The organism is Enterococcus gilvus ATCC BAA-350, from assembly GCF_000407545.1.
GTDB classification, from domain to species: domain Bacteria; phylum Bacillota; class Bacilli; order Lactobacillales; family Enterococcaceae; genus Enterococcus_A; species Enterococcus_A gilvus.
Genome location: NZ_ASWH01000002.1, coordinates 559,453 through 581,772, shown reverse-complemented (window position 1 = coordinate 581,772; position 22,320 = coordinate 559,453). Strand labels below are relative to the sequence as shown.

Below are 22,320 nucleotides of genomic sequence, written 5' to 3'. Positions count from 1 at the left end.
AAAAGAAAGCGTTGACAAACGTTTTTTAGCGTTGTATATTTACATTGTAAAACACATCTTAACAAACAATAACAAAATATTTCAACGTATGTTGAGAAGGAGTGAAGCGTTCGTGTGTTACAAAGAGATGTTTGATCAACGGCTAATTTCTCTTGAAATAGAGGGAGAGAATGAGGAAAAAGTTTTCGAGAATGTTGCGGCACATTTAGAGAAATTGGGATTTGTGAATGAAGGGTACTTGAATGGAATTACTGCAAGAGAAAGACAATTTCCTACAGGGCTGATTACTCAGCATCTGAACATTGCGTTGCCGCATTCTGATCCGGAGTATGTAGACAAACCGTTTGTTTACATAGCCAGGTTAAAAGATGAGGTAACTGTTAAACAAATGGGAGACAGCCAGAAAATGGGGGTAAAAAACTTATTTTTCCTTGGTATCAAAGATCCTAAAGGGCAGGTGGGATTACTTCAAGCGTTTATGGAATTATTTATGAAAGAAGAATTTGTTGCAGCATTCATGCAGGAACAAGAAGAAGAGAAAATTTACCAAATGTTTGTACAAAATATTTAACTAAAAATGAATGGATAGAAGACGGAGGGAATTAGAATGAAAAGAAGATTAATTGTTGCATGTGGAAGCGGCGTGGCCACCAGCCAAACGATCGCTAGTAAGATTGCCGGATTATTGGAGGATGATGGGATTGATTTCCCGGTAGAAGCAGTGGACTACAAATCGATTCAAAATGAGCTGCCCTCTACAGGAATCTATGTTTATGTGGCTCAACCTGATGAGGAAGTGCTGGAGAAGGCAGAAGAACTGGGTGTGAAGGTCTTCCCAGGAATTCCATTTTTAACAGGAATGGGTTCCGATCAGATTTATGAAGATATTAAATCATTAGTTGAATAGGAAATAAAAATACGAATTAAGAAAGAAGTGGAAAACGTGCAAATATTTCAGGACATTATTAATTATATTTTAGGGTTAGGTTCAGCTATCTTTGTTCCATTAATTATTTTGCTTTTAGGGTTAATTGCTGGAATGAGAGTCAAAAAAGCATTTATGTCCGCGATTACTTTAGGTATCGCTTTTACGGGTATGTCAATGGTCATTGGGTTCATGTCCAATGCGGTAAGTCCCGCATCTGAAGCATTAGCGAAAAATACTGGACTCAATTTACCCGCGTTGGATCTAGGCTGGACGGGCGCGGCCAGCATCACGTGGTCTTGGTCCTATGCGTTTGTTTTCTTCGCAGTTGTACTTGGCGTGAATTTTGTCATGTTGATTTTGAATTGGACCAAGACATTGAATGTCGATATGTGGAATGTTTGGGGAAAAGCCTTGACGGCATACCTGGTTTACTTTATCAGCGGTAGTTTGTTGGCGGGGTTCGCAACAGCGATCGTTCAAGTTATTTTAGAATTAAAAATGGGCGATATGTTCCAACGTCATATCGAAGATTTAACGGGCATTCCTTTGGTAACGGTTACGCACTTGATGAATATTTCCGCAGTATTACTGTTGCCGATCAATGTGGTTATGGACAAGATACCATTCTTCAATAAACGTTCAGATACAAAGGCATTGAAGAAAAAAATCGGTGTTTTCTCAGAGAATTCAGTCATGGGCTTTATCATTGGCTTGGGTCTTGGATTGGCCGCAGCGTATGGGGTATCGGGCTCGTTGAATTTGGCGATTCAAATCGCGACTGCTATGGCATTGTTCCCAATGATCTCGAAAATGTTTATGCAATCTCTTTCTCCATTAGCAGATGCTATGTCTGAAATGATGAAAAAACGTTTCAAAGATCGTGAAGTATACATCGGATTAGACTGGCCGGTTCTTGCAGGTCGTTCTGAAATTTGGGTGACCGCCATTCTTTTAGTTCCTGTCTTTATTGGTTATGCGATTATCTTACCTGGAAACGCTGTATTGCCTTTAGCAGGGATTATCAACTACTCGATCGCCGTAGGAGGCTTACTGTTAACGGGTGGTAATCTTGTCAGAATGCTGATCATGGGTGTTATCTCTATGCCGATCTATCTTTATGCTGCCACTTATTTGACACCAATCCTAACTGGTTTGGCAGATAAAACTGGGGCAGTCGAAGGGATCAAGAAAGGTCAGCAAATTACATGGTCTTCCATTGAAGGGCCAGAGTTTAGAATTCTATTTGCAGAAGCGTTTAAAGGAAACATTTTGGGAATTGTTGGTGCAGTCATTTTTATTGCGATGTTCGTATGGTTGTACAAATACATGAATAAAGCAAAGGTTCCTAGCCAAAGGTACGAGGAATTAGCAGATAAAAAGGTTAAAGGGATGAAAGTCGCCGGATAGCAGGAAGAATGAAAGGGTAGGTAAAGTGAATGACTAACAAAGAAGAAAATAAAGAAAAAACAAAATGGCTACTCATTTTATTTCTTGCGATCATCAGCTTTATCGTAGCCTTCATGACCCAGCAACTGGTGTTCAATATAGTCGCTATCGGGCTATCAATCTGTGTTTATAAATATGGCAATCCAATACTTTTCAAGGAATATGATGCACGCAGAAAGAAAAAATATGAAGAAGCGATGCAAGTAAGGAATGCTGCACAAGAAGCAATTACTAGTAAAAAACTATTTAAAAAATAAAAAAGGTGGTCTCGACTATGTCAGATGGACGAATGATTTTTGAGAGAGAGCGTGAAGATTTGGCGCGTATCGTCAAATTAATTTTTGCGCGAAAGAATACTAACGTTGCTGGGGGAAACTTTTCATTTAAAACAACAGATCGAAATGGAAAAGAATATATAATTATGACTCCAACAATGATGTCAGAAGCTTACTTAGGAGAAGTTTCATCAGCGCAAATTCTAGTCGTAGAACCGCACACGCGAAAAGTTATTGATGGCGTTGGGAATCTAACGAGGGAAATCAATTTACATGAAGCGGTTTATGACACAAATCCTGAAATCAAAGCGGTACTACACGCTCACGCACCGAACGCAATGTTTTGGGCAACGTCTGGTTTAGATATGCCGAATTTAACAGAAGCTACACAAAAAATCGGATACGTGCCAGTGCTTGACTTCGAACCGAATTGCTCACCGGAGCTTGCCGAATTAGTCTCTAATTATATGAAAAAAGAAGAATTAGCGCTTCCTAACATGTTGTTGCTGAACAGTCATGGGGTATTGATCAGCGCACCAGGAGAAACAGGAATAGAAGCAATTCATAAAGCGCTGCAAATTCTTGATACAGTAGAATGGAACGCTGAGATTGCCTATAAACAAACGATTTTCCAATCCTTAGGCCTACTGGATGGATACTACTCAAAAGGCAAACAAGTTGGCACATTAGAAGACTTGAAGGCTCATGCACCTATCTACAATCGTCAAGAGATATTTGCGGGTGGGGATTAACATTAAAATAGAGACTAGAGCTTATCAGCTCTGGTCTTTTTTTAATGATAAATTCCTTGCTAATTGGCCTTGATAAATTAATATATAAGGTTGAGAGCCATTCTTTTTGCCATGCTTGATATTCTAAAGATTTCTGAAATTGATTCACGAAAAAAGAATCTAAAATTAGTAAGGATATATCAGGTTTTATTCGTTATAATAGTGCATAATAACGTATAAAAGAATCGGTATGATTAAATTCCAACCATTCACCAAAGAACAAACGCGGATTTCGTCTATTTTGTTGTTCTTTCTACCCATTCCAGTCAGTGATGGGGTTGGTTTCATAGCAAGCTTACTGGAAGCGAAAAACCGATTATTTTATTAGGTATCGAGTAGGGTACGAATCGTACATTTTTTAAATTCGATAAGTTAAGTAGGAAAAGAGGCACTGATATGTTAAAAGAGGATCGATTTCAAGCAATCATGTCATTATTAGAGACGAGCGGAACTGTTCGGGTCAGCGATATTATGGAAAAATTGTCGGTTTCTGATATGACTGTGCGGCGTGATTTAGATGAATTAGAAAAACAGGGGCTATTGGAGCGGGTTCATGGCGGGGCCAAACTGAAGGATTTTTATCGTCATGTAGAGCTTTCTCATACGGAAAAGCAAATCATGCTGCAAGAGGAAAAGCAGCGGATCGTGAAAAAAGCCAATGAGTTGATCAATGATGGGGATACGATTTTTCTTGGGCCGGGCACAACGATCGAGCTGTTATCGGAAATCATTACGGCGGATTCGTTACGGATCGTTACGAATTGTTTGCCGGTGTTTGAAGAGCTGAATAAGCATAAGGGCAACCGAAAAACGTATTTGTTGGGCGGCGAGATGCGGGAAACGACGCAGTGCTTCGTTGGTGAAATTACGAATAAATCATTGAATGATATGAATTTCCATAAGGCATTCTTTAGCTGCAATGCGTTAAATGAACAAAAAATCATGACTTCTACTTTTGAAGAAGGGCAAACGCAGCAGATTGCTCTTAATAATTCGATCGAGCGTTTCTTATTGATTGATAGTTCAAAGATCGGTAAACGGGATTTTTCTGTTTATTATAGTTTGAACGATGTCACAGCGGTGATCACAGATAAAGATGAACAGAAGCATTATGAGAAGATCGAAAAAGAAGAGAAATACCTTGTCTAAGTTTGTTGAACAATCCTAAGCTGGAGGCTCTGAAAAGAGCTTTCAGTTTTTTTATATCTTCAGAAATAGCGAATTCCACAAACATTTACCCATTTTGAATATTTTCAATAAAAAGATAGAGTTATTTTTAGCAAAAATATGAGGTAAAATAAAGGGGTAGATTTTTTCGTGAATCAAAAATTGTGTGCGAACAAGAAGGAGAGGAAACATATGCCAACCAAGCCAGTGACTCAACGAACCCTTTTTACCATGGGGAAGGACAATCTCGAAAAACGCATGTTAAAATCTTACGAGGATTCGCAAGATGCGGATACCGTTCTTCAGTATCTCGTCGCTGTGCTGATTCGTCATTGCTTGTGTGTCAGTGACTTTTCTGGTATTTGTCGCGATCTTGTTAAAGAGATCCTGCTAGCTTCAGAGCCGACAGAGGTGTTGCGTAAATTGGCACCTCTTTTTCATGATGCCTTCAAAGGCGGCAAAGAGTGGGAGCAAGTAATTCATCGCCTGTATAAAAATAAAAAAGAGTATCACCGATATAACAATCGTTTAAGTGACTGTAAGAAATATTTGTTTGATCAAACAACGCCAGTTGAGGATTTGATGGGGCAACAGTATAAAATTGTTTCAACATTTGAGGATGCTGTTGGGAAGAGTCACACATGGAGTTTAAGGGATGTCGATCCGAATTTATCTACGATGAAATTGGATGCGGTAATGGAGCTGTTATCTTCTTTAACGATTTTTGAAAAAGAGGATATTCGACGGTTTGTGAAGCTGGAAAACGCGGAGATCGCTAATTGTACGCGTCAAGTATTGGTGAAAAAAGGGGAGCACGTGTCAGCCTCTGCCCAGATCGCAGTTGTTCCAGCAGAACAGGCGGAAATGGCCTTACATGGAATGAGCGAGGAGGAGAGAGTGGCATTTGTTGCCAGTCTGTTACCTGAAGGGGTCATTTTGACAGACACCCGCGAGTCTGAGGGGCAGGACACAGAAGTCGTAGACGAAGTAATTTCAGAGGACTCACACCAAGCTGTGGCCTCAGCGGAGAAGGCAGCAGCGCCCGCTGGATCGGTGCAAACAAAGGAAAGCAGTAATCAATATGTAACCCAAAAGAAATCGACATCTACAGAAAAAGAGACTCTCGGACCGCCGGAAAAGAAAAACGGGACTAAAAAGAAGGGAAAGAAAAAGGACCGCAAACGAAAGCGCAGAAAATAGTGTTAAATTGGCTTCCTTGAGATAGGAAAAACATTTCTTTTTCAGGGGTTATTTTGCTTACCCTAAACGAGAATAATGAAATAGCCGTTGAATTCTTTTTTAGAATTCAACGGCTTCTTTTGCGTGATGCAACCTTTTTCTATTTTGCTTCCGCAGCGTAGGCAACGTTGCCTTTTGCAGCGGCTGGTGCAGCTTTTTGTTCTTTTTCCGCAGCATAAGCGGCATTGCGTTTCTTCATTTGGCGTGCGTACCAGATAAAGATCAATAGATAAGCAGCCAACGCCAATGCGGCATAGATGACAAATTCGATTTGTCCTTGCGAAGCGTTACCAACTAAGTAGCCCAAGAATTTTTCTATGGGACCTTCCATTGTTGTATGAGAGATCAAGGCAGAGTCGCTCAATCCTGCAGGGAAAGCACCAACGGCTTTTGCTGTTTGAGTAACGAATGGAGCGATCAATGTACCTGACCACAAGAACAGCGGCAATTCGATGGCACCGATAACGATCATACGGATCAATTTTCCGCGGGTCACGACCAACAAGGCTGGAGTGACACCCATTGCGATGATCCCGCCTAAAGGCAATAATTTGTTTCCTGGTAAAATGATCGCTTCTAATAACATGATTGGTGCTAATACGTTTGCGGCAGCCCAAATTTCTGCGCGGCCGGCTAAGAAAGGCCAGTCCAAACCAATGTTGATCGTGCGACCTTTAAGACGTTTGTTGGCAAAGTCTGTGATTCCTTGAGAGAGGGGTTCGACCGCGGCGATAAACCATGCGCCGATCAAAGAGAACAACTCTAAACAGACGGCAGCAGTAAAGGCCAATGAAAAGATTTGTGTAGGCGTTTGTCCGGCTAACAGACCAACGAAGATTCCTAAGTAAATCCCGATCGCAAATTTAGATCCCCAGAAGCCGATCTTGCTGTTCAATTTGGCAGCATCGAAATCGTACTTGTCTAACCAAGGGAAGACTTTGTCAAAAATTTTATCAAAGACCATGATGACTGGATTCATCATGTAGTTCATGTGTGTCGTGGTCATCGGGTTGCTGTCAGGTGCATTCAACAGGTCATTGAAGGTTGGTTTCATCAAGTCGGAGTTCCAAATTTTCAACACACCGATGAAGATGACTAAAACAGTCGCAACGAACAAGTTTGCGCCAGAGAAGATAGCGAACAATCCGACGATCGCTAAATGCCAAATATCAAAAATGTCGACATCCAACGTGTTGGTTTTTTTCATCGCCACCATGATGATGTTGACCACGACCATTACTAATAAGAAGTAAAGGGTGTAGGGTGAGCCCCAAGTGATCGTTGCTAATGGCGCCCAGCCGACATCTGTGATGTTTAATGAAATTCCTGTACGTTCAACAAAAGCGGTCATTGCGTCTGAGAAGGCCGTCGTTAAAATACCAATAATAGCTCCGATACCGGTCAAAGCGATCCCTAATTTGATCCCGCCTTCTAGGGCACGGGTAGGTTTTACTTTGAAGAATAAAGCGATAACAGTCAATACGATGGTCATTAATGGTGCCGCCCCTAAGTTGATTAGAGGAGTAAATAGTTGATTGGCGATATCAATAATTGTACTCATTAGCTTTTCCTTTCTTGGTGCTGACTAAATGAATTTTTTTGATTTCTCTGAGTCTGACTTTACGAATGAGCAGCGGTTCTTATAAGAGGCCTCATTCATTCGTAAAGTCTGTCATTTTTTATTTGTTTAAAGATTGGATAGCGCTTTCCATATTTTCGTAAACAGGTTCAGCCATTGCCGGGATACGATAAAGGATGGCACCTGCATCGATGATCGGGATGTTCACATTGAATCCTAAGTCAGTATTGGCGATCTGCGCAAAAATATCGTAGTTAGAAAGCATTTCTTCATTGATGTCTTTGATCATGACCGCGTCACAAGTTACTTGGTAGCCGCGATTGCTCAATTCGGTTTCTAAAGCGCTCTTGATTTGATGACTTGAATTTACCCCTGCGCCACATGCTGCTAAAATTTTGATCATTCGTATTCTCTCCTTAAAAGATTATTTTTTCTCCTGCACTTAGGCAGAAACTTCCATAGTAAAGTGTTTCTCTAAAAACTGATAAATGTCCTCGGTGTTTTCAAGTTCGAAAAACGAACAAAGGTCCTTTTTATCCACTGAATTAATGAAATCCATGATGTCTGCCAGCATTCCTGCTTGGGCTTCGCCATTTTCATTCAAGATCATAAATAGAAAATGAACGGAAATTTGATCACTGGGGGAAATCATATTATGAAACGTAATCGCTTGTTTCAATTTGATCGGAATGATTCGCGTGGTTCGCACATAGTCACTTTCCGTATGGGGAATCGCGATATCTGGCAACAGATCCGATACAGGGGATAGGTCCAAGCCTGTCGGGTAATTTCGTTCGCGTTCTAATAAACTTCCCAAGAAATCATCAGTAACCAATTTTTTGCTTAATAGATCTAAGTAAACTTCTTCAAAAACTTCTTCTTGTGTGGCCTTTCCCGAAACATAGGTCGTTTCTTTGAAAAAAAGCTTTTTCAAACAGAACAGCTCCTCTCTAAGTTTGTTTGTGTTTGTTTATACGTTGAGTATAATCGCTTACATCGCCTTTGTCAACATAAAACAAAAATAAATAAACATATTTGTGTTGATTAATGTTTGATAATGTTTTATTATAAGTGTGTGGAGGGACAACATATGCTGAAAACGGAGCGTCAACAATCAATCTTGGCTATGTGCGATCGCTATGGGACGATCACCGTGAAGTTTATTCAAGAGGTATTAGCTGTTTCTGATATGACGATTCGACGGGATCTCGAGGAGCTTTCGCAGAAGAAACAACTGCTGCGGATTCACGGTGGGGCACAACGAATCAACAGTCTGGAAGAAGATCGACTTTCTTCTATAGAAACAAATGAACTTTCCCATAACGAAAAGAAAAAGCTGCATACCGAGGAGAAGGAATACATCGCCAAGCATGCGGCCGCGTATATCAACAAAGAGGATGACACGATCTTTCTCGGATCGGGAACCACGATTGAGTTGATGACGCAATATATAGAACCGTCTTCATTGCGGATCGTGACGAATAGTTTGCCGGTTTTTAACCTATTAAGTGAAGCAAACAGGTTTGAATTGTATTTGATCGGCGGACTCTATCGAGAAAAGACAGGGGCCTTTGTTGGATCGATCGCGAATGAGGCTGTCCAGAAAATCGGAATCAAAAAGGCGTTTGTGGGGGTCAATGGACTAAAGGGCACGGAGGTCTCCAATTTCAGTATTGAGGAAGGGACCTTGCAGAAAATAGTTTTAGACAATGCCACCGTTAAATGTTTGGTTTCCGATGCCAACAAATTTGATCGCAGTGATTTTTACAATTTTTATGACCTGCGAAAGATCGATGCACTATTTACGGATGCTACTCTTTCAGCCGAGCTGAAGAGTTATTATCAACAATACACAGAGATCATTCAATAACTAATGATTGAAACAATCATAAGGAGGAAATAGCAATGCGTGTAGTAATTGGTTCAGACAGTGATGGCATGAAATTGAAGGAAGTGATCAAGAAAGACTTGATCGACAAGGGAATAACCGTAGTAGACAAAAGTGAGACCGCTTCGGAGGATTTCGTTGAATCGACGTTGGCGGTGGCTAACGATTTGAATGAAAACGAAGGAAGTCTGGGGGTAGCGATCGATGGCTACGGCGCCGGCAGCTTTATCACGGCAGTGAAGGTCAAAGGGATGGTGGCCGCGGAAGTTTCTGATGAACGTAGCGCTTATATGACCCGCGAGCACAATAATTCTCGCATGATCACACTTGGTTCAGAAATCGTCGGAGATGAATTGGCCTTAAATATCGTTCGAGAATTTCTTCAAGCGAATTACGATGGCGGCCGTCATCAAGTTCGGGTAGATATGCTGAATAAAATGGCGTAATAAAAAAACGAGAAGGGATGAATAAAATGAAAATCGCAATTGGCTGTGACCACATTGTCACAGATACGAAAATGGCTGTATCAGATTTCTTAAAATCAAAAGGACATGAAGTGTTGGATATGGGGACGTATGATTTCACACGTACACATTACCCGATCTATGGAAAAAAAGTTGGCGAAGCTGTGACCAGCAGTGAAGCAGACCTCGGTGTTTGTCTGTGTGGGACAGGTGTCGGTATCAACAACGCCGTCAACAAAGTACCCGGCGTGCGCAGTGCGTTGGTTCGCGACATGACGACCGCGATTTATTCAAAAGAACAGTTGAACGCCAATGTGATCGGCTTCGGTGCTCGAATCACAGGGGAATTCTTGATCTGTGATATTTTAGAGGCCTTTATTAACGCGGAATATCAAGAAACAGAAGAAAACAAAAAATTGATCGCTAAAATAGATCACGTGGAAAAAGCCAGTGACGGCCAGTCCGATCCGCATTTCTTTGATGAATTCATCGAAAAATGGGATCGCGGCGAGTACCACGATTAAGAGGGCGATGGCATGATTTTAACCATTACGATGAATCCTTCGATCGATATTTCCTATCCGTTGGCGACATTTCAATTGGATACGGTCAATCGCGTGACGAATGTTCGCAAAACTGCTGGCGGAAAAGGGCTGAATGTGACGCGGATCCTAAAGCAATTAGACACTGAGGTGGTTGCTAGCGGGTTGATCGGCGGATTTCTTGGAGAAGAAATCAAAAAAGACCTGGACGAAAACCAGATTCCCCATGACTTTCAACCAATCAGCGGTGAAACACGAAATTGTATCGCGGTGCTGCATGAAGGCAAGCAGACGGAGATCCTAGAGAGCGGCCCGGTAATTTCGCCGAAGGAAGCAACGCAATTCCTGCAGCATTTTCAACAATTAGCAAAAAAAGCCGATATTCTCTCCATTTCAGGCAGCTTGCCAGCCGGTCTGCCCGTAGACTTTTATAGTCAAATGCTGACGGTTTGTAAAGAGAAGCCAGTCATATTGGATTGCTCGGGAGATGCGCTGAAGGCAGTATTGAAAGGGAAAGTGAAGCCGAAGCTGATCAAACCCAACACAGAAGAACTGGCGGATTTGTTAGGCGGAAAAGTTTCTTCCAATCTTGACGAGCTGATGGCTGCATTAAAGGAACCTCTTTTTGAAGGCATTGAGTGGATCGTGGTCTCAATGGGGGCGCAAGGGGCTTTTGCGAAGCATTTTGACACCTTTTACCGGGTGACGATCCCTAAAATCGAGGTAGTGAATCCAGTCGGGTCAGGCGATGCCACGGTTGCAGGATTGACCGCTGCGATTGAAGCGGGGCTGTCGGATGAGGCTATTTTAACGCAAGGCAATGTCTTAGGAATGCTAAATGCACAGGAAGCGACAACAGGGCGTGTTGCATTGGCGCATTATCAAAAACTAGCAGACAAAATTCAGGTAGAGAAAGTAGGAGGAACTGGAAATGAACGAAAAAAATCACTATATCAAACAACTGTGTAATGAAGACGGCGTGATCGGCGCGTTGGCGATTGATCAACGAGGCGCATTGAAAAAAATGATCACTAAATTTAAAGGCAGTGAAGCCGAGGACGCGGAGATCATCGCATTTAAAGAAATCGTCTCTTCACAATTGACGAAGTATGCATCTTCTATTTTGCTGGACCCTGAATATGGGTTGCCAGCAGCGGATGTTCGGGCAGAAAATGCCGGTCTACTATTGGCTTACGAAAAAACTGGCTACGATGCCTCTACACCGGGTCGTTTACCCGATTTATTGTCCATTTGGTCTGTCAAACGTCTTAAAGAAGCGGGGGCGGACGCTTGCAAGTTCCTGCTTTACTACGATGTCGATGAAGCTGAGGAAATCAATAATCAAAAACACGCGTTTATTGAACGGATCGGCTCTGAATGCCAAGCGGAAAATCTGCCCTTCTTCCTGGAATTAGTATCTTATGACGCAACGATCGCTGATGCGACCTCCAAGGAATATGCCATCAAAAAACCGCATAAGGTCATCGAAATGATGAAGGAATTTTCCGATCCTCGCTACGGCGTCGATGTACTGAAGGTAGAAGTCCCCGTGAATATGAACTTTGTCAAAGGCTATGCCAGCGGAGAAGTGATCCATACGAAAGCGGAGGCAGCAAACTTCTTCAAAGAACAATCTGAGGCAACCGACTTGCCTTTCATTTTCTTGAGTGCCGGCGTGAAAGCAGAACTTTTCCAAGAGACGCTGCGCTTTGCAAAAGAGGCAGGCTCTACCTTTAATGGCGTGCTTTGCGGTCGTGCGACTTGGGCAGATGGTGTGGAAAGCTACATCACTGAAGGAAAAGAAGCAGCGATCGCTTGGATGAACACCCAAGGACGTAAAAACATCGAAGAATTGAATGCCGTATTGAAAGAAACTGCGACCCCCGTTGCTGAATTGGCAGCGACACTATCGTAAAAAAAGGGAGACTATGGGCTGAAACTGGCTCATAGTCTCTTTTTCTCATATATATCCGATAAAAATGATACAATAAAATGTAAGGGCATACAAATTAAGAAAGTGAGGGAACACGATGATTTTAGTCACTTCAGCAGCAGGAAATACCGGGCGCGTGATGGTGAAAAAGCTGGTAGAAGCGGGTCTGGATGTATTGGCGGCAGATATCAATCCAAAAGTAAACGAATTACCGGGAATCAAGAAGGCGATGGTAGGTGATTTGACAGACCTTTCCTATGTTGATGCACTGATGGAGGAGGCGACGATGGTGGTGCATATCCCACCGCTCTTCTCAGCACAAGAAGCGTTGATCGGTCAGCGGATGGTGGACAAGGCAATCCAGCACAAGATTCAGCATTTTGTCTTCATTTCAGTGACCCATCCGATCCTCACCAGCTTGCTGCAGCATACGGCAAAACGAGATGTAGAAGAATATTTGATCTACAAAGGCATGGAAAAACAATGCTCGTATACGATCCTGCAGCCGATGCATTATATGCACAACTTCAATCCGAAGATGGTAGGAGAGACAGGGGAGTATCAGATCTTTTACGAGGTGGACAGTAAAATCAGCTATGTCGCGACGGAGGATGTAGGCGAGGTCGTGGTCAAGGTATTGACCGATCCAGCGAAACACAACAAGGCGACCTATGAATTGGTCGGCACAGAAGCCTATTCACCAAAGGAATTAGTCCAAACCTTCAATCAGATCACTGGGAAAAACGCAACAGCCGTTTATATAGAGGTAGATGAATTTTTGGATCAGATTCATGCGACAGATCTCTATTTCAGAGAGGGCTTCAAACAATTGGCGTATTCCTATTCGACTTGGGGCCTCGATGGCAATACCAATGTGTTGGAGTGGCTGTTAGGTCATGAACCAACGAGCTTTACCGATTACGTGAAGAAAAAAATGAATGAAGACTAGTAGAAAGGCTGAGACGAACACGCGTCTCAGCCTTTTTTTGCAGTCAGTGCCACTCATCGTATCGTGACGAAGCATTGGGAAAGTTTCTCGACAAAGGTTTCAAAGGAATCTAACTGACTCAAGCGATGGACATTTTGCTCATCCGTACAGATCATCGCCAGGTCATCGAAAATCTCTCGGAAAATATGACGGTTGTGGTAATTGATCGAAATCAGAAAGACCAAAGTGACGAGTTGTTCGCCCCATTGAATCCCATTAGGAGCAACGACGATAAAGATTCCTGTCTGGTGGGCATCCATCGTTAACGTGTGGGGCAGCGCTACAGGTCCAAAAGCAGTGGAGGAGAGTGCTTCACGTTCCATGATCTGTGTGAAAAAATCCGTGTCTACAAAACCGTCCTGCTGCATTTGCTGACAGATACGCTTCAAAAGAGCCGTACTTGTGGTCTTCTTCTTCAAATGGAGAAAATGGTCGCTATTGACGAGAGACAAGAGATTTTTGCTGAATTGTTCCTCACGTTTCTTTTCTTTGATGTCAAAGATTTTCTCGGAGACATGCTGCCGATCTTCTAAGGTGAAGAAGGGGTTGATCATGACATAGGGAGTAGTGGTCACTTGCTTCAATTTGACGGCTGAAATAATCAGCTCGGTCGACACGTGCCGCAATTCTTTTTCATTCGTCAGGATATTTTTGATGTCCAAGTCGTCGCCAAAATGCTTCTGCAATTTTTCCATGACTTGGATGTTCATATTGTAATAGAGAGGCACCAGCAGCGCACAATTGATCTTGGTGGTGCGCTGTTTTTGCACTTCTAAGGCATAGCCTAAGTGAAAAGCGATGTAGGCGATCTCGTCTTCGTTGATCGTCTGATCGAGTTCTTTTTGAATAATATGTGAGACTTGAACGGCGCAATCGTAGATCAGGGGGCACTCTTTTTTCAAAGTCTCGGTCATCGGGTTTCTACAGGAATACCCGTTGTCTAAACGGAACAACAGGTTTTTGATATGGAGCGTAAAACGGATCAGGAATTCTGGTTCGTTGTTATCAATAAAGTAGATTTCTGAGACCTTGGCTAGGATCGTCGACACGAGATCGATGCAGCGTTGATCCGCAACTTCAGCTAATTCTTCTTTTGAGATTTGGGTAAAATTGACATTCGTCCCGTTGGCGGAGATCAATAAAGCCAGATCCCGAATTTCCTCTTGCGGAAAGTGCAGGTCATAATGAGCGGCCAGCTTGCCGGCGATGTCTTCAGCAATCTGATTGATCAGCGGCGGGACCGAGCTGGGGGGCAGATGCTCTGCTCCAGAAAATTGAAAATTGCTTTTCATACGGTCGATTGAAATCGCCAAATGAATAATGATATTGGTCAGGGCATAATCGTTGGTGAAAAAATTGTAGTTCGCGAAAATCTCAGCCACGATCTCCTTGATGTAATCCAAATCAAAATCCGTAAAGCTCTCCTGCAGCTTTGAGATGTCGACAAAGTTTTGATCCAATTCAGAAAGCAAAATCGTATGGATCAGCTGGCGTTTGGCTTTTTCAGTGCCGATCAAACGAAGAGAATCGTTGGATTGCACCAGCTCAAGAGACTGTTCTGCACATTTCTTCTTCACTTTCTTGATGTCCTTCATTAGCGTCGACTCGCTGACGTACAATTCTGCGACTAAGTCTTCGATGGAAAGCGCCTCTTCTGCGGCTGTCAGTTTTAACAGGAGATAGGCGACCCGTTCCGCGGGTGTCTCAGGGATGCCCACTTGGATGCCTTCTTGGACGGCCTTCAAACGAAGAGTGTCCACGCGATAGCCTTTGTTGGAGGAAAGAATCAATCCAGGCTCATTTTGCTGAATCTCAGAAATATAGGATTTAATGGTTCGTTTGGATAGGGAAAACTTCTCAGCCAACTGACTTGAGGGCGTCCACGTTTCCTGTTCGTTCAAATAGCGCAAAAAGGGTAAATATTTAACCTTCAAAAGAAAACCTCCTTCACCGCTGCGGTGCAAATAAATAGTTGTTTCACCGTGGGGATTTTCCTATAGTATACCTATAGATGGTAGCGCTATCAACAAAGCTTTTTAGAAACAAACAAGCAAGGAAAACGTGAATGGAAATGGGAGGAATCAACGTGGAAAAGTTAAATGTATTACTAGTGTGCGGGTCTGGGGCAAGCTCAGGGTTTATGGCGGCGAATATCAGAAAGGCGGCGTCAGCGAAGGGCATTGAGTTGAAGATCACGGCACGAGGCGAAAGTGAGATCGAAAACTATATTGAGGAGATCGATGCCTTGATGGTAGGGCCGCATTTAGCCTACATCTTAGACGAGGTGGAGGAATTTGTTGGGGATGCGCCAGTGAAGGTCATTTTGATGAAGCCGGAATACTACGCGACGTTGGATGGCGAACAGGCGTTGACGCATTTGTTGGAAGAGATGGGCTAGTTCTACAATAGGAGGGTATAAAAATGAATTCTTTGATCCATTGGCTAGAAACAAGCTTTACCCCAAGGATGAACAAAATCAACAACAATGTTTGGATCGTGACGTTGAAGGATTCCATCATGCAGGCACTGCCGTTGATTTTCTTAGGGTCGATCTTTTGTATGTTGGCGATATTGAACGACTACTTCCCTTGGCTGCCGAATTTCTGGACGCCATTTGGGTGGACGATGGGGATGATCTCGTTAGTGATCTCTTTCTTGATCCCCTTTAACTTAATGGAAAAGAAACGGTTGCGGAAGCAGCGGATCAACGCGGGGATGGCAGGCATTATTTTATTTCTGATCATTATTACTCCGCAGGTCATCACGGATGGGCAACCGGGGTTCAACCACAGCGCATTAGGCGCTGGCGGGATGTTCGTGGCCATCGTGGCGGGGCTGTTTGCTGGATTCGTGCTGAATCTATTCGGAAAATTCTCTTTCTTTAGTGAGGAATCCGTGATCCCGGATTTTGTACGCTCGTGGTTTGACGCGATGCTGCCCATTGGGATCGTAGTCGTTGTTGGATGGGTCGTTGTCGATATCGTCGGGTTCGATGTGTACAATTTTGTGTTGGCGCTCTTCATGCCGCTGCAAAATATCGTCGAAACGCCGTGGGGCTTCTCTTTGATGCTGTTTGTGGTGTGCTTCCTTTATTCGCTGGGCATCTCGACGTGGGTGTTGACGCCGGTGTTGAACCCCGTTTTATTGGCGGCGATCCAAGCGAACATTGACGGAACGGCAACAAATCTAGTGACGGACCCAACGATTTACTCTGCGTATCTGTGGATTGGCGGGATCGGCTGTACGATGCCGTTGGTCTTCATGCTGATGCGCTCCAAATCGAAAAAATTAAAAGCGCTGGGGACGGCATCGGTGGCACCAACTGTGTTTAACATCAATGAACCGATCGTGTTTGGCTGTATTGCGTGGAATCCGCTGTTGATGATTCCGATGTGGCTGCAGGGGATTATTTTACCACTGATCGTTTGGCTGCTGACTAAGGTGATCGCGTTTGCGCCGATCCCGATGGAGATGTTCCAGATGTGGTACTGTCCGTTTCCGATCGCTACGTGGCTGACAACCCGCTCGGTGTCCGGCTTATTATTGATGGTGTTGATTTTCGTGGTGGCTTCTGCGATTTGGTACCCGTTCTTTAAGGCCTACGAAAAGCAGGAGATGGAAAAAGAGGCAGAGGCTGCTAAAAAAGCCTAAGTTAAATTTGGAAGAAGGGTTGATAAAGAATGAACGAGCAGACAGTTCAAGACGCGATGCAGATCATCTTGCACGCTGGCGATGCGCGGAAATATTGTATGGAAGCATTAAAAGCGATCGAGACCAGTGATTTTGAGACCGCAGAAGAAAAAATGGTTTTAGCAAACGAAGAGATCGTGCAGGCGCATCATATCCAGACGGATGCGATCACGGCAGAAACTTCCGGCGAGGAAGGTCATTATTCGGTGCTCTTTGCCCATGCGCAGGATACGCTCATGACGATCTATAGTGAATTGAATATTGCCAAACGCATGCTGGCTATTTTTAAAACCTACGATCAGCGAATTCAACAGATCGAACAGCAGATACAAGGGGGAAGCGAAGATGAATAAAGCGCCAAAGGGTTTTCCAAAGGACTTTCTATGGGGCGGTGCGATTGCAGCAAATCAGGCAGAAGGTGCTTGGGATTTGGATGGCAAAGGCTGGTGTGTGGCGGACATCAATGAATTTCGTGACGATGTCGCCTTAGAGAAAAAATCAAACATGGAAACGACGATCGCCTATGTAAAAGACGCGATGGCAAGCGAGGATCGGATCTTTCCCAAACGATGGGGCATCGATTTTTACCATACGTATCAAGACGATCTAAAATTGCTGGCGGAATTAGGCTTAAAAACCTTCCGTACTTCGATCAACTGGTCGCGGATTTTTCCCAATGGCGACGAAACAGAACCCAATGAGGCGGGCTTGAAATTTTATGATGACCTCTTTGATGCCATCTTGCAAAATGGGATGGAGCCGATGATCACGATGTCTCATTACGAGATTCCGCTTCATTTGACGACAGCCTACAAGGGCTGGTGTTCACGGGAAGTCATTGATTTCTTTGTTCGCTATGGTCAGGTGATCTTAGATCGATACCATACTAAAGTTAAAAAATGGATCGTGGTCAATCAGATCAATTTGATTATCCATGAATCGTTCAACCACTTAGGGATCGGAGAGGATGTCGTAGACGATTTGCTGTCTGCGAAATACCAAGGCGTTCACAATGAGATGGTAGCGAGCGCTCTGATTACGAAGTACGCCCATGAAAATTATCCAGACAACGAGATCGGGATGATGCTGTGCAGCGGACCTTCCTATGCCGCAACCTGTAAGGCGGAGGATGTGTTGGCGACCGTCAAGCTCAATCAAATGGAGTATTTTTACGCGGATGTTCTGCTGCGGGGGTATTATCCAGGTTACGCCTTCCGTTATTTTGAAGACAAGGGAATCACGGTCGTCTTCGGAGAGGGTGACGAAGAAGCATTGAAGCACACGGCAGATTTTATGTCCTTCTCTTATTATTATACGCAGATCTGCGATGAGGATTCTTACGCGAAAGACTTAGGACCCCATCGCAACAAGGAGCTCGACGCGAACCCCTGGGGCTGGACAATCGATCCCGTTGGCCTGCGAATCGCATTGAACGAGTTTTATGATCGCTACCAATGCCCGATCTATATCACCGAAAACGGCATCGGCTATTTCGATAAGCTGGAAGAAGGGAAAATCCATGATTCTTATCGCATCGACTATTACCGCGACCACCTGAAGGCGATGAAAGAAGCCATCGAAGACGGTGTAGACCTGCGGGGGTATTATGCTTGGGGGCCGATCGATATTATTAGCTGCTCTTCCAGTGAGATGAGCAAACGGTACGGCTTCATTTATGTGGATCTGGATGATTATGGAAAAGGCAGCGGGAAACGATTGAAGAAAGACAGCTTCGCTTGGTACCAGCAGGTGATCCAAAGCAACGGCGACTCGCTGGACTGATTATTTAAGAGAACCTAACGAGGAGACTCGTTAAGTTTTTTTGTTTCCAACTCCATCTGGAATATGTCGAAAAATGTTTATTATTTACGGATTTGAAAGCAGAATGATTTACTGTAGAGGGGGCATAAAAGCTTCCTAGCAGCATTTAAGGATAGTAGACTAAGGGCAGTATAAACCAAACGATAACTAGAAAAATGGAAATAAAGGCTATAAACGTATTCGTATAATCGAAACATAAGTATATTTATATCTGCGATAAAATAATTATTTGCATTATAACGATAACTATATTAATATTAAAACAATAGAAAATATCATTTATTTGTATTTTGCAAATGGGGGTTTTTAGCAATGGATGGAACAACTGAGGAACAGGATAAAATTCGCCGAGCGACGTTGATGATCTCGCTCATACTGCTGCTAGTTAGCTGCGGAAGTTTTTTTCTTTACCAATATGCCTATCAGACCAGATTGAATGTGACGGTTACCAGTAAAAAACTACTTCCAGAAACTGAAAAGGTGAAAAAGAATTCAGTGAAGTCCTCTAAGAAACCCGACGAAGACCAAACGGTGACAAATAAGCAAACAACAAATGAAGGGATCAAGGAACTGGAGCAAGATCCGTTAAAGCAATTGCCGGAGACAGCCAACGATCCTTTGCAAAAGAAAAGAGCAGTGATCCCTTCTTCGAAAATTTTTAAGTTAGGGGATACGACGGAATATCTGCCGTAAGCTTTACGGACGATTATCGCTTCATCTTTTCTAAAGGACAAGAAAATTTAAATAACGAATAAAGTGTAAAAATACGGATTATCCTATGAGGATAAACGCTCAACGCACTAAGAAATGATTGTTCATTTCTTAGTGCGTTGAGTTTTTTTATGGGTTTAAAAACGATATTTCGCTAAGGAGCTGAAACAAAAAACAATAAATTAAATAACGATTGTTTTTAATTCGATGAAAAGAAATGAAAGCGTTTGTATTAAAGAATACTATTAATAAAACGCAAAAACTTATACATTTTACAGTTAGAATTTGATTTGATAAAGTTTTTTTACTTATTTATAGAAAGAAAATTCTAATAATAGTGACTATTTTATTATTATTTCGGAAAATAAAATTTTTAAAGCGCTTCATATGCATCGGTAAAGAATATAATGTTCTATAACCGAATAAAAACCCCGTAGCTATCCTGTTTGAACATATTATTTGTGTTATTTACGAGCATATAATAATATTAAATTAACGAATAAAGCTCATTAAGAAAGAGTCATTCTAAAATAATAAAAAAGAAATGAAGTTGAAGGGGGTGGGTGAATTCATGGTATTTGTTAAAAAAGCAACTGGGATCGTCCTTGTGTCCCTGTTATTTATTTGCAACGGCAGCTCGTTAGTAGGCGTTCATGCAGAAGGAACACCAGAAGGATCGAACCATAATGAAACAACAGCTTCTAATGAACAAAGCTTAAAGACGCTTACCAGTTCTGATGAATTTTTAGAGGACCTGTCCGCGGATGATGACGCTACCAAAAAAACGACCACGTCTACGGAGGCGTCAGCGACCACCGAGTCCTCAGCTGCAAAAAATGAATCGGGAGAGGAGCAGGAGGCAACAGCTTCCAGTTCTGAAGCGACAGAGGTATCGACGGAAGAAACGACAGGTTCTTCTGTTGAACAGGCGGAGACTTTCGCAATTGGTGTAAAGGCAGTGGGCGAAGGAACAGCAGAAAGCCCGCGTATCGTCGAAAATGAAAGTGAATTAAAAACAGCGATCGAAGTGGATAAGGTCAGCCATATAAAGCTGGCTCCTGCAAGCGAGCCTAATCAAGTGTTTGCTCTCACAAGCAGTGGCAGGATCGGAATCACGAATGACATGACGATCGATGGTAACGGACGAACGGTCTCCTATACGTCTTCACGAGCATTTGAAGTGAACACGGCCGGGATCTACGTGACATTTAAAAATATCACGTTCGGTTCAACCGATTTTACCGTTCCTGCAGACGAATATTATGGCTTCTGCCGAATTTATGGACGAACGAATGTCACATTGGAAGTTGAGAATGTGAACTATTATTCGAACAGAGGGGCGCAGCCTTTCTTTAATCGAAACACTGGCGGAAAAATTATTTTTTCAGGAACCAACGAATTCATAGTCAGTAATGGTACTTCGGCACAAGAATTTTCGGAGGCGAACAGCTATCTTTTTAGAAAGGATAGTCAGACAACGGTGCGCCACAGCACAGGTTACGCTCGTGCGGTCAGAGCGAATGGCGAACTTATTTTTGAATTAGAAGAAAACGCGCAGGTTGATTTTACGACCAACTCGCCTGATTTTGCTGAAATATCAACAGACGGTGCAAGGTTCACCGTAGGAAAAAACGCCAATTTAAAAATCAATGGGGAGACGGATTTTTCCAATAATAACAGTCGTAATGTTTCCTTTGACATCCAAGATCAGGCAAAGGTGACAATGACCTTTGGAAATGCGATCAATATCAGCAGCGATTCCACACTCAAAGTAGGGAAAGGGGCAACGCTCGATTTGAAATCGACGAATGACAGCAGGATTTTTCGCAGTACCATCCCGCCGGAAAACTTTGTCGTGGACAATGCCCTTCGAATGACCTTCAATGTGTCGGATACTAGAAATGGCGAGCCGTTAAATACCGGTTTTACCTTCAGTGACTTTATGAAGGATGTTACAAGCTATGGGATCACAGCGAGTGGCGAGCCGATCGCGAGTACGGTCCAAGAAAGGGACAAGATTACTTCGAATGGCACAAATCTTACATTGTCGAATGCTTCCACTCGAGCGGACTTTACCACGGAGGAAAAAACCGCGATCCGAGGAGCGACCAGCATGATTTTCCAACGACTGCCGAACCCGTCGGTCGTGTTGAATGTGAGAAGTGTCATCAGAGATACGACGGCAACGTTTACTATAAGCGACTACCTCTCAAATAGCAATACAATAACGAAGGCTATCTTTCGTCTGTACGACAAGGAAAAATCTCCAGACGACCTGAAGTAGGACAGTGATTCGGATTTGGTGGAGGAAAAGACACTCGCAAGCGACGCCCTTACGTCGAAACTCGAATTTACGGATTTAGATGCTGAAACAGATTATTGGCTGTATGTTCAATTAAAAACCAATTTTGATTCCACGGACAGTGAGTGGTACAGCGTGCCATTTGTCACAAAATCCAGTTTGTTGTCCGTGTCGATCCCAACGTCGATGTTTTTCACGACGGAGATGGACGAGTCAGGCAATTTGTATGTGCAATCACCTAGCTATGCCGTAAAAAATAACAGCGATTATTTTGTCGATGTGTCAATGGCAAGCTTTGAAGAAGAAAGCAATGGAAATGTTGAACTGGTGGACGGTCCTCAAACAAACAATACGAAAGATCTTTGGTTGGAGCTGACTAAAAACCGGGAGCAACTGACGACACTAAAAACGGACCTATCCAATGTTCCGATCAGTAAATTGGATACAGATGAACGCAGCGAGCTCCGATTTGCCGGTGAGTATTACGGACCGGGGGGAAGAGAGGTCAACGTGGCCTATAAAATGACATTGAAATTTGAAAGAGCGGAGGATTAAC

General features: G+C 43.1%; 24 protein-coding genes. 20 read left to right on the top strand and 4 right to left on the bottom strand.

The window, feature by feature from the left end; all coding sequences use genetic code 11:
* Window positions 1–112: 112 nt before the first annotated feature.
* The 7 genes from I592_RS17840 to I592_RS17810 all read left to right on the top strand — a co-directional run bounded on the left by I592_RS17840 (window position 113) and on the right by I592_RS17810 (window position 5,807).
* On the top strand, window positions 113–571 hold the full coding sequence (locus I592_RS17840) for a PTS sugar transporter subunit IIA (protein WP_010779176.1): 459 nt from the start codon (window positions 113–115) through the stop codon (window positions 569–571).
* 36 nt (window positions 572–607) lie between these two features.
* Complete coding sequence (locus I592_RS17835; RefSeq protein WP_010779177.1) at window positions 608–907, top strand: PTS sugar transporter subunit IIB; 300 nt, start codon at window positions 608–610, stop codon at window positions 905–907.
* 36 nt (window positions 908–943) lie between these two features.
* Window positions 944–2,335 carry a PTS galactitol transporter subunit IIC gene (locus I592_RS17830; protein WP_010779178.1) on the top strand — a complete coding sequence of 464 codons (1,392 nt, stop codon included), beginning with the start codon at window positions 944–946 and terminating at the stop codon, window positions 2,333–2,335.
* Window positions 2,336–2,364: 29 nt separating this feature from the next.
* Window positions 2,365–2,631, top strand: coding sequence for a hypothetical protein (locus I592_RS17825; protein WP_010779179.1), 267 nt, complete (start codon window positions 2,365–2,367; stop codon window positions 2,629–2,631).
* Between the two features lie 17 nt (window positions 2,632–2,648).
* Window positions 2,649–3,401, top strand: coding sequence for a class II aldolase/adducin family protein (locus tag I592_RS17820; protein WP_010779180.1), 753 nt, complete (start codon window positions 2,649–2,651; stop codon window positions 3,399–3,401).
* Window positions 3,402–3,836: 435 nt separating this feature from the next.
* Complete coding sequence (locus I592_RS17815) at window positions 3,837–4,589, top strand: DeoR/GlpR family DNA-binding transcription regulator (RefSeq protein WP_010779181.1); 753 nt, start codon at window positions 3,837–3,839, stop codon at window positions 4,587–4,589.
* A 210-nt stretch (window positions 4,590–4,799) separates the two neighbouring features.
* On the top strand, window positions 4,800–5,807 hold the full coding sequence (locus tag I592_RS17810) for a DUF2922 family protein (protein ID WP_010779182.1): 1,008 nt from the start codon (window positions 4,800–4,802) through the stop codon (window positions 5,805–5,807).
* 139 nt (window positions 5,808–5,946) lie between these two features.
* Here the strand turns inward: I592_RS17810 and I592_RS17805 are convergent, their stop codons facing one another.
* From I592_RS17805 to I592_RS17795, 3 genes are all read right to left on the bottom strand, one after another.
* Window positions 5,947–7,407, bottom strand: a complete 1,461-nt coding sequence (locus I592_RS17805) for a PTS galactitol transporter subunit IIC (protein WP_010779183.1) — start codon at window positions 7,405–7,407, stop codon at window positions 5,947–5,949.
* Between the two features lie 118 nt (window positions 7,408–7,525).
* Window positions 7,526–7,828, bottom strand: a complete 303-nt coding sequence (locus tag I592_RS17800; RefSeq protein ID WP_010779184.1) for a PTS sugar transporter subunit IIB — start codon at window positions 7,826–7,828, stop codon at window positions 7,526–7,528.
* Window positions 7,829–7,867: 39 nt separating this feature from the next.
* Window positions 7,868–8,359, bottom strand: a complete 492-nt coding sequence (locus I592_RS17795) for a PTS sugar transporter subunit IIA (RefSeq protein WP_010779185.1) — start codon at window positions 8,357–8,359, stop codon at window positions 7,868–7,870.
* A gap of 156 nt (window positions 8,360–8,515) precedes the next feature.
* Between I592_RS17795 and I592_RS17790 the strand changes: the two genes are divergently transcribed.
* The 6 genes from I592_RS17790 (at window position 8,516) to I592_RS17765 (ending at window position 13,201) form a co-directional block, all read left to right on the top strand.
* Window positions 8,516–9,295, top strand: coding sequence for a DeoR/GlpR family DNA-binding transcription regulator (locus I592_RS17790; protein ID WP_010779186.1), 780 nt, complete (start codon window positions 8,516–8,518; stop codon window positions 9,293–9,295).
* Window positions 9,296–9,330: 35 nt separating this feature from the next.
* Window positions 9,331–9,759 carry a galactose-6-phosphate isomerase subunit LacA gene (lacA, locus tag I592_RS17785; protein ID WP_010779187.1) on the top strand — a complete coding sequence of 143 codons (429 nt, stop codon included), beginning with the start codon at window positions 9,331–9,333 and terminating at the stop codon, window positions 9,757–9,759.
* Window positions 9,760–9,785: 26 nt separating this feature from the next.
* Entirely contained in the window at window positions 9,786–10,301 is a 516-nt protein-coding gene (gene lacB / locus I592_RS17780) for a galactose-6-phosphate isomerase subunit LacB (RefSeq protein WP_010779188.1), read from the top strand.
* Between the two features lie 12 nt (window positions 10,302–10,313).
* On the top strand, window positions 10,314–11,288 hold the full coding sequence (gene lacC / locus I592_RS17775; RefSeq protein ID WP_010779189.1) for a tagatose-6-phosphate kinase: 975 nt from the start codon (window positions 10,314–10,316) through the stop codon (window positions 11,286–11,288).
* The gene (gene lacD, locus I592_RS17770) at window positions 11,251–12,234 is read left to right on the top strand and encodes a tagatose-bisphosphate aldolase (RefSeq protein ID WP_010779190.1); all 984 of its coding nucleotides are present in this window, start codon (window positions 11,251–11,253) and stop codon (window positions 12,232–12,234) included. Before lacC ends, lacD begins: the two co-directional genes overlap by 38 nt.
* 115 nt (window positions 12,235–12,349) lie before the next feature.
* The gene (locus tag I592_RS17765) at window positions 12,350–13,201 is read left to right on the top strand and encodes an SDR family oxidoreductase (RefSeq protein WP_010779191.1); all 852 of its coding nucleotides are present in this window, start codon (window positions 12,350–12,352) and stop codon (window positions 13,199–13,201) included.
* 53 nt (window positions 13,202–13,254) lie between these two features.
* On the opposite strand, the gene I592_RS17760 is transcribed toward I592_RS17765, so the two are convergent.
* Window positions 13,255–15,174, bottom strand: coding sequence for a BglG family transcription antiterminator (locus tag I592_RS17760; protein WP_010779192.1), 1,920 nt, complete (start codon window positions 15,172–15,174; stop codon window positions 13,255–13,257).
* 131 nt (window positions 15,175–15,305) lie between these two features.
* Between I592_RS17760 and I592_RS17755 the strand changes: the two genes are divergently transcribed.
* From I592_RS17755 to I592_RS17725, 7 genes are all read left to right on the top strand, one after another.
* Window positions 15,306–15,638 (top strand): PTS sugar transporter subunit IIB, encoded by a 333-nt coding sequence (locus I592_RS17755; RefSeq protein ID WP_010779193.1) that lies wholly within the window; start codon window positions 15,306–15,308, stop codon window positions 15,636–15,638.
* Window positions 15,639–15,661: 23 nt separating this feature from the next.
* Window positions 15,662–16,891 (top strand): PTS sugar transporter subunit IIC, encoded by a 1,230-nt coding sequence (locus I592_RS17750; protein WP_010779194.1) that lies wholly within the window; start codon window positions 15,662–15,664, stop codon window positions 16,889–16,891.
* A gap of 29 nt (window positions 16,892–16,920) precedes the next feature.
* On the top strand, window positions 16,921–17,283 hold the full coding sequence (locus I592_RS17745; protein WP_010779195.1) for a PTS sugar transporter subunit IIA: 363 nt from the start codon (window positions 16,921–16,923) through the stop codon (window positions 17,281–17,283).
* Entirely contained in the window at window positions 17,276–18,712 is a 1,437-nt protein-coding gene (locus tag I592_RS17740) for a glycoside hydrolase family 1 protein (RefSeq protein WP_010779196.1), read from the top strand. Before I592_RS17745 ends, I592_RS17740 begins: the two co-directional genes overlap by 8 nt.
* Before the next feature lie 351 nt (window positions 18,713–19,063).
* Complete coding sequence (locus I592_RS17735; protein WP_010779197.1) at window positions 19,064–19,444, top strand: hypothetical protein; 381 nt, start codon at window positions 19,064–19,066, stop codon at window positions 19,442–19,444.
* 589 nt (window positions 19,445–20,033) lie between these two features.
* On the top strand, window positions 20,034–21,746 hold the full coding sequence (locus I592_RS17730; protein WP_010779198.1) for a hypothetical protein: 1,713 nt from the start codon (window positions 20,034–20,036) through the stop codon (window positions 21,744–21,746).
* 18 nt (window positions 21,747–21,764) lie between these two features.
* A complete protein-coding gene (locus I592_RS17725) occupies window positions 21,765–22,319 on the top strand; it encodes a hypothetical protein (protein WP_139243507.1) in 555 nt (184 codons plus the stop codon).
* Window position 22,320 lies beyond the last annotated feature (1 nt).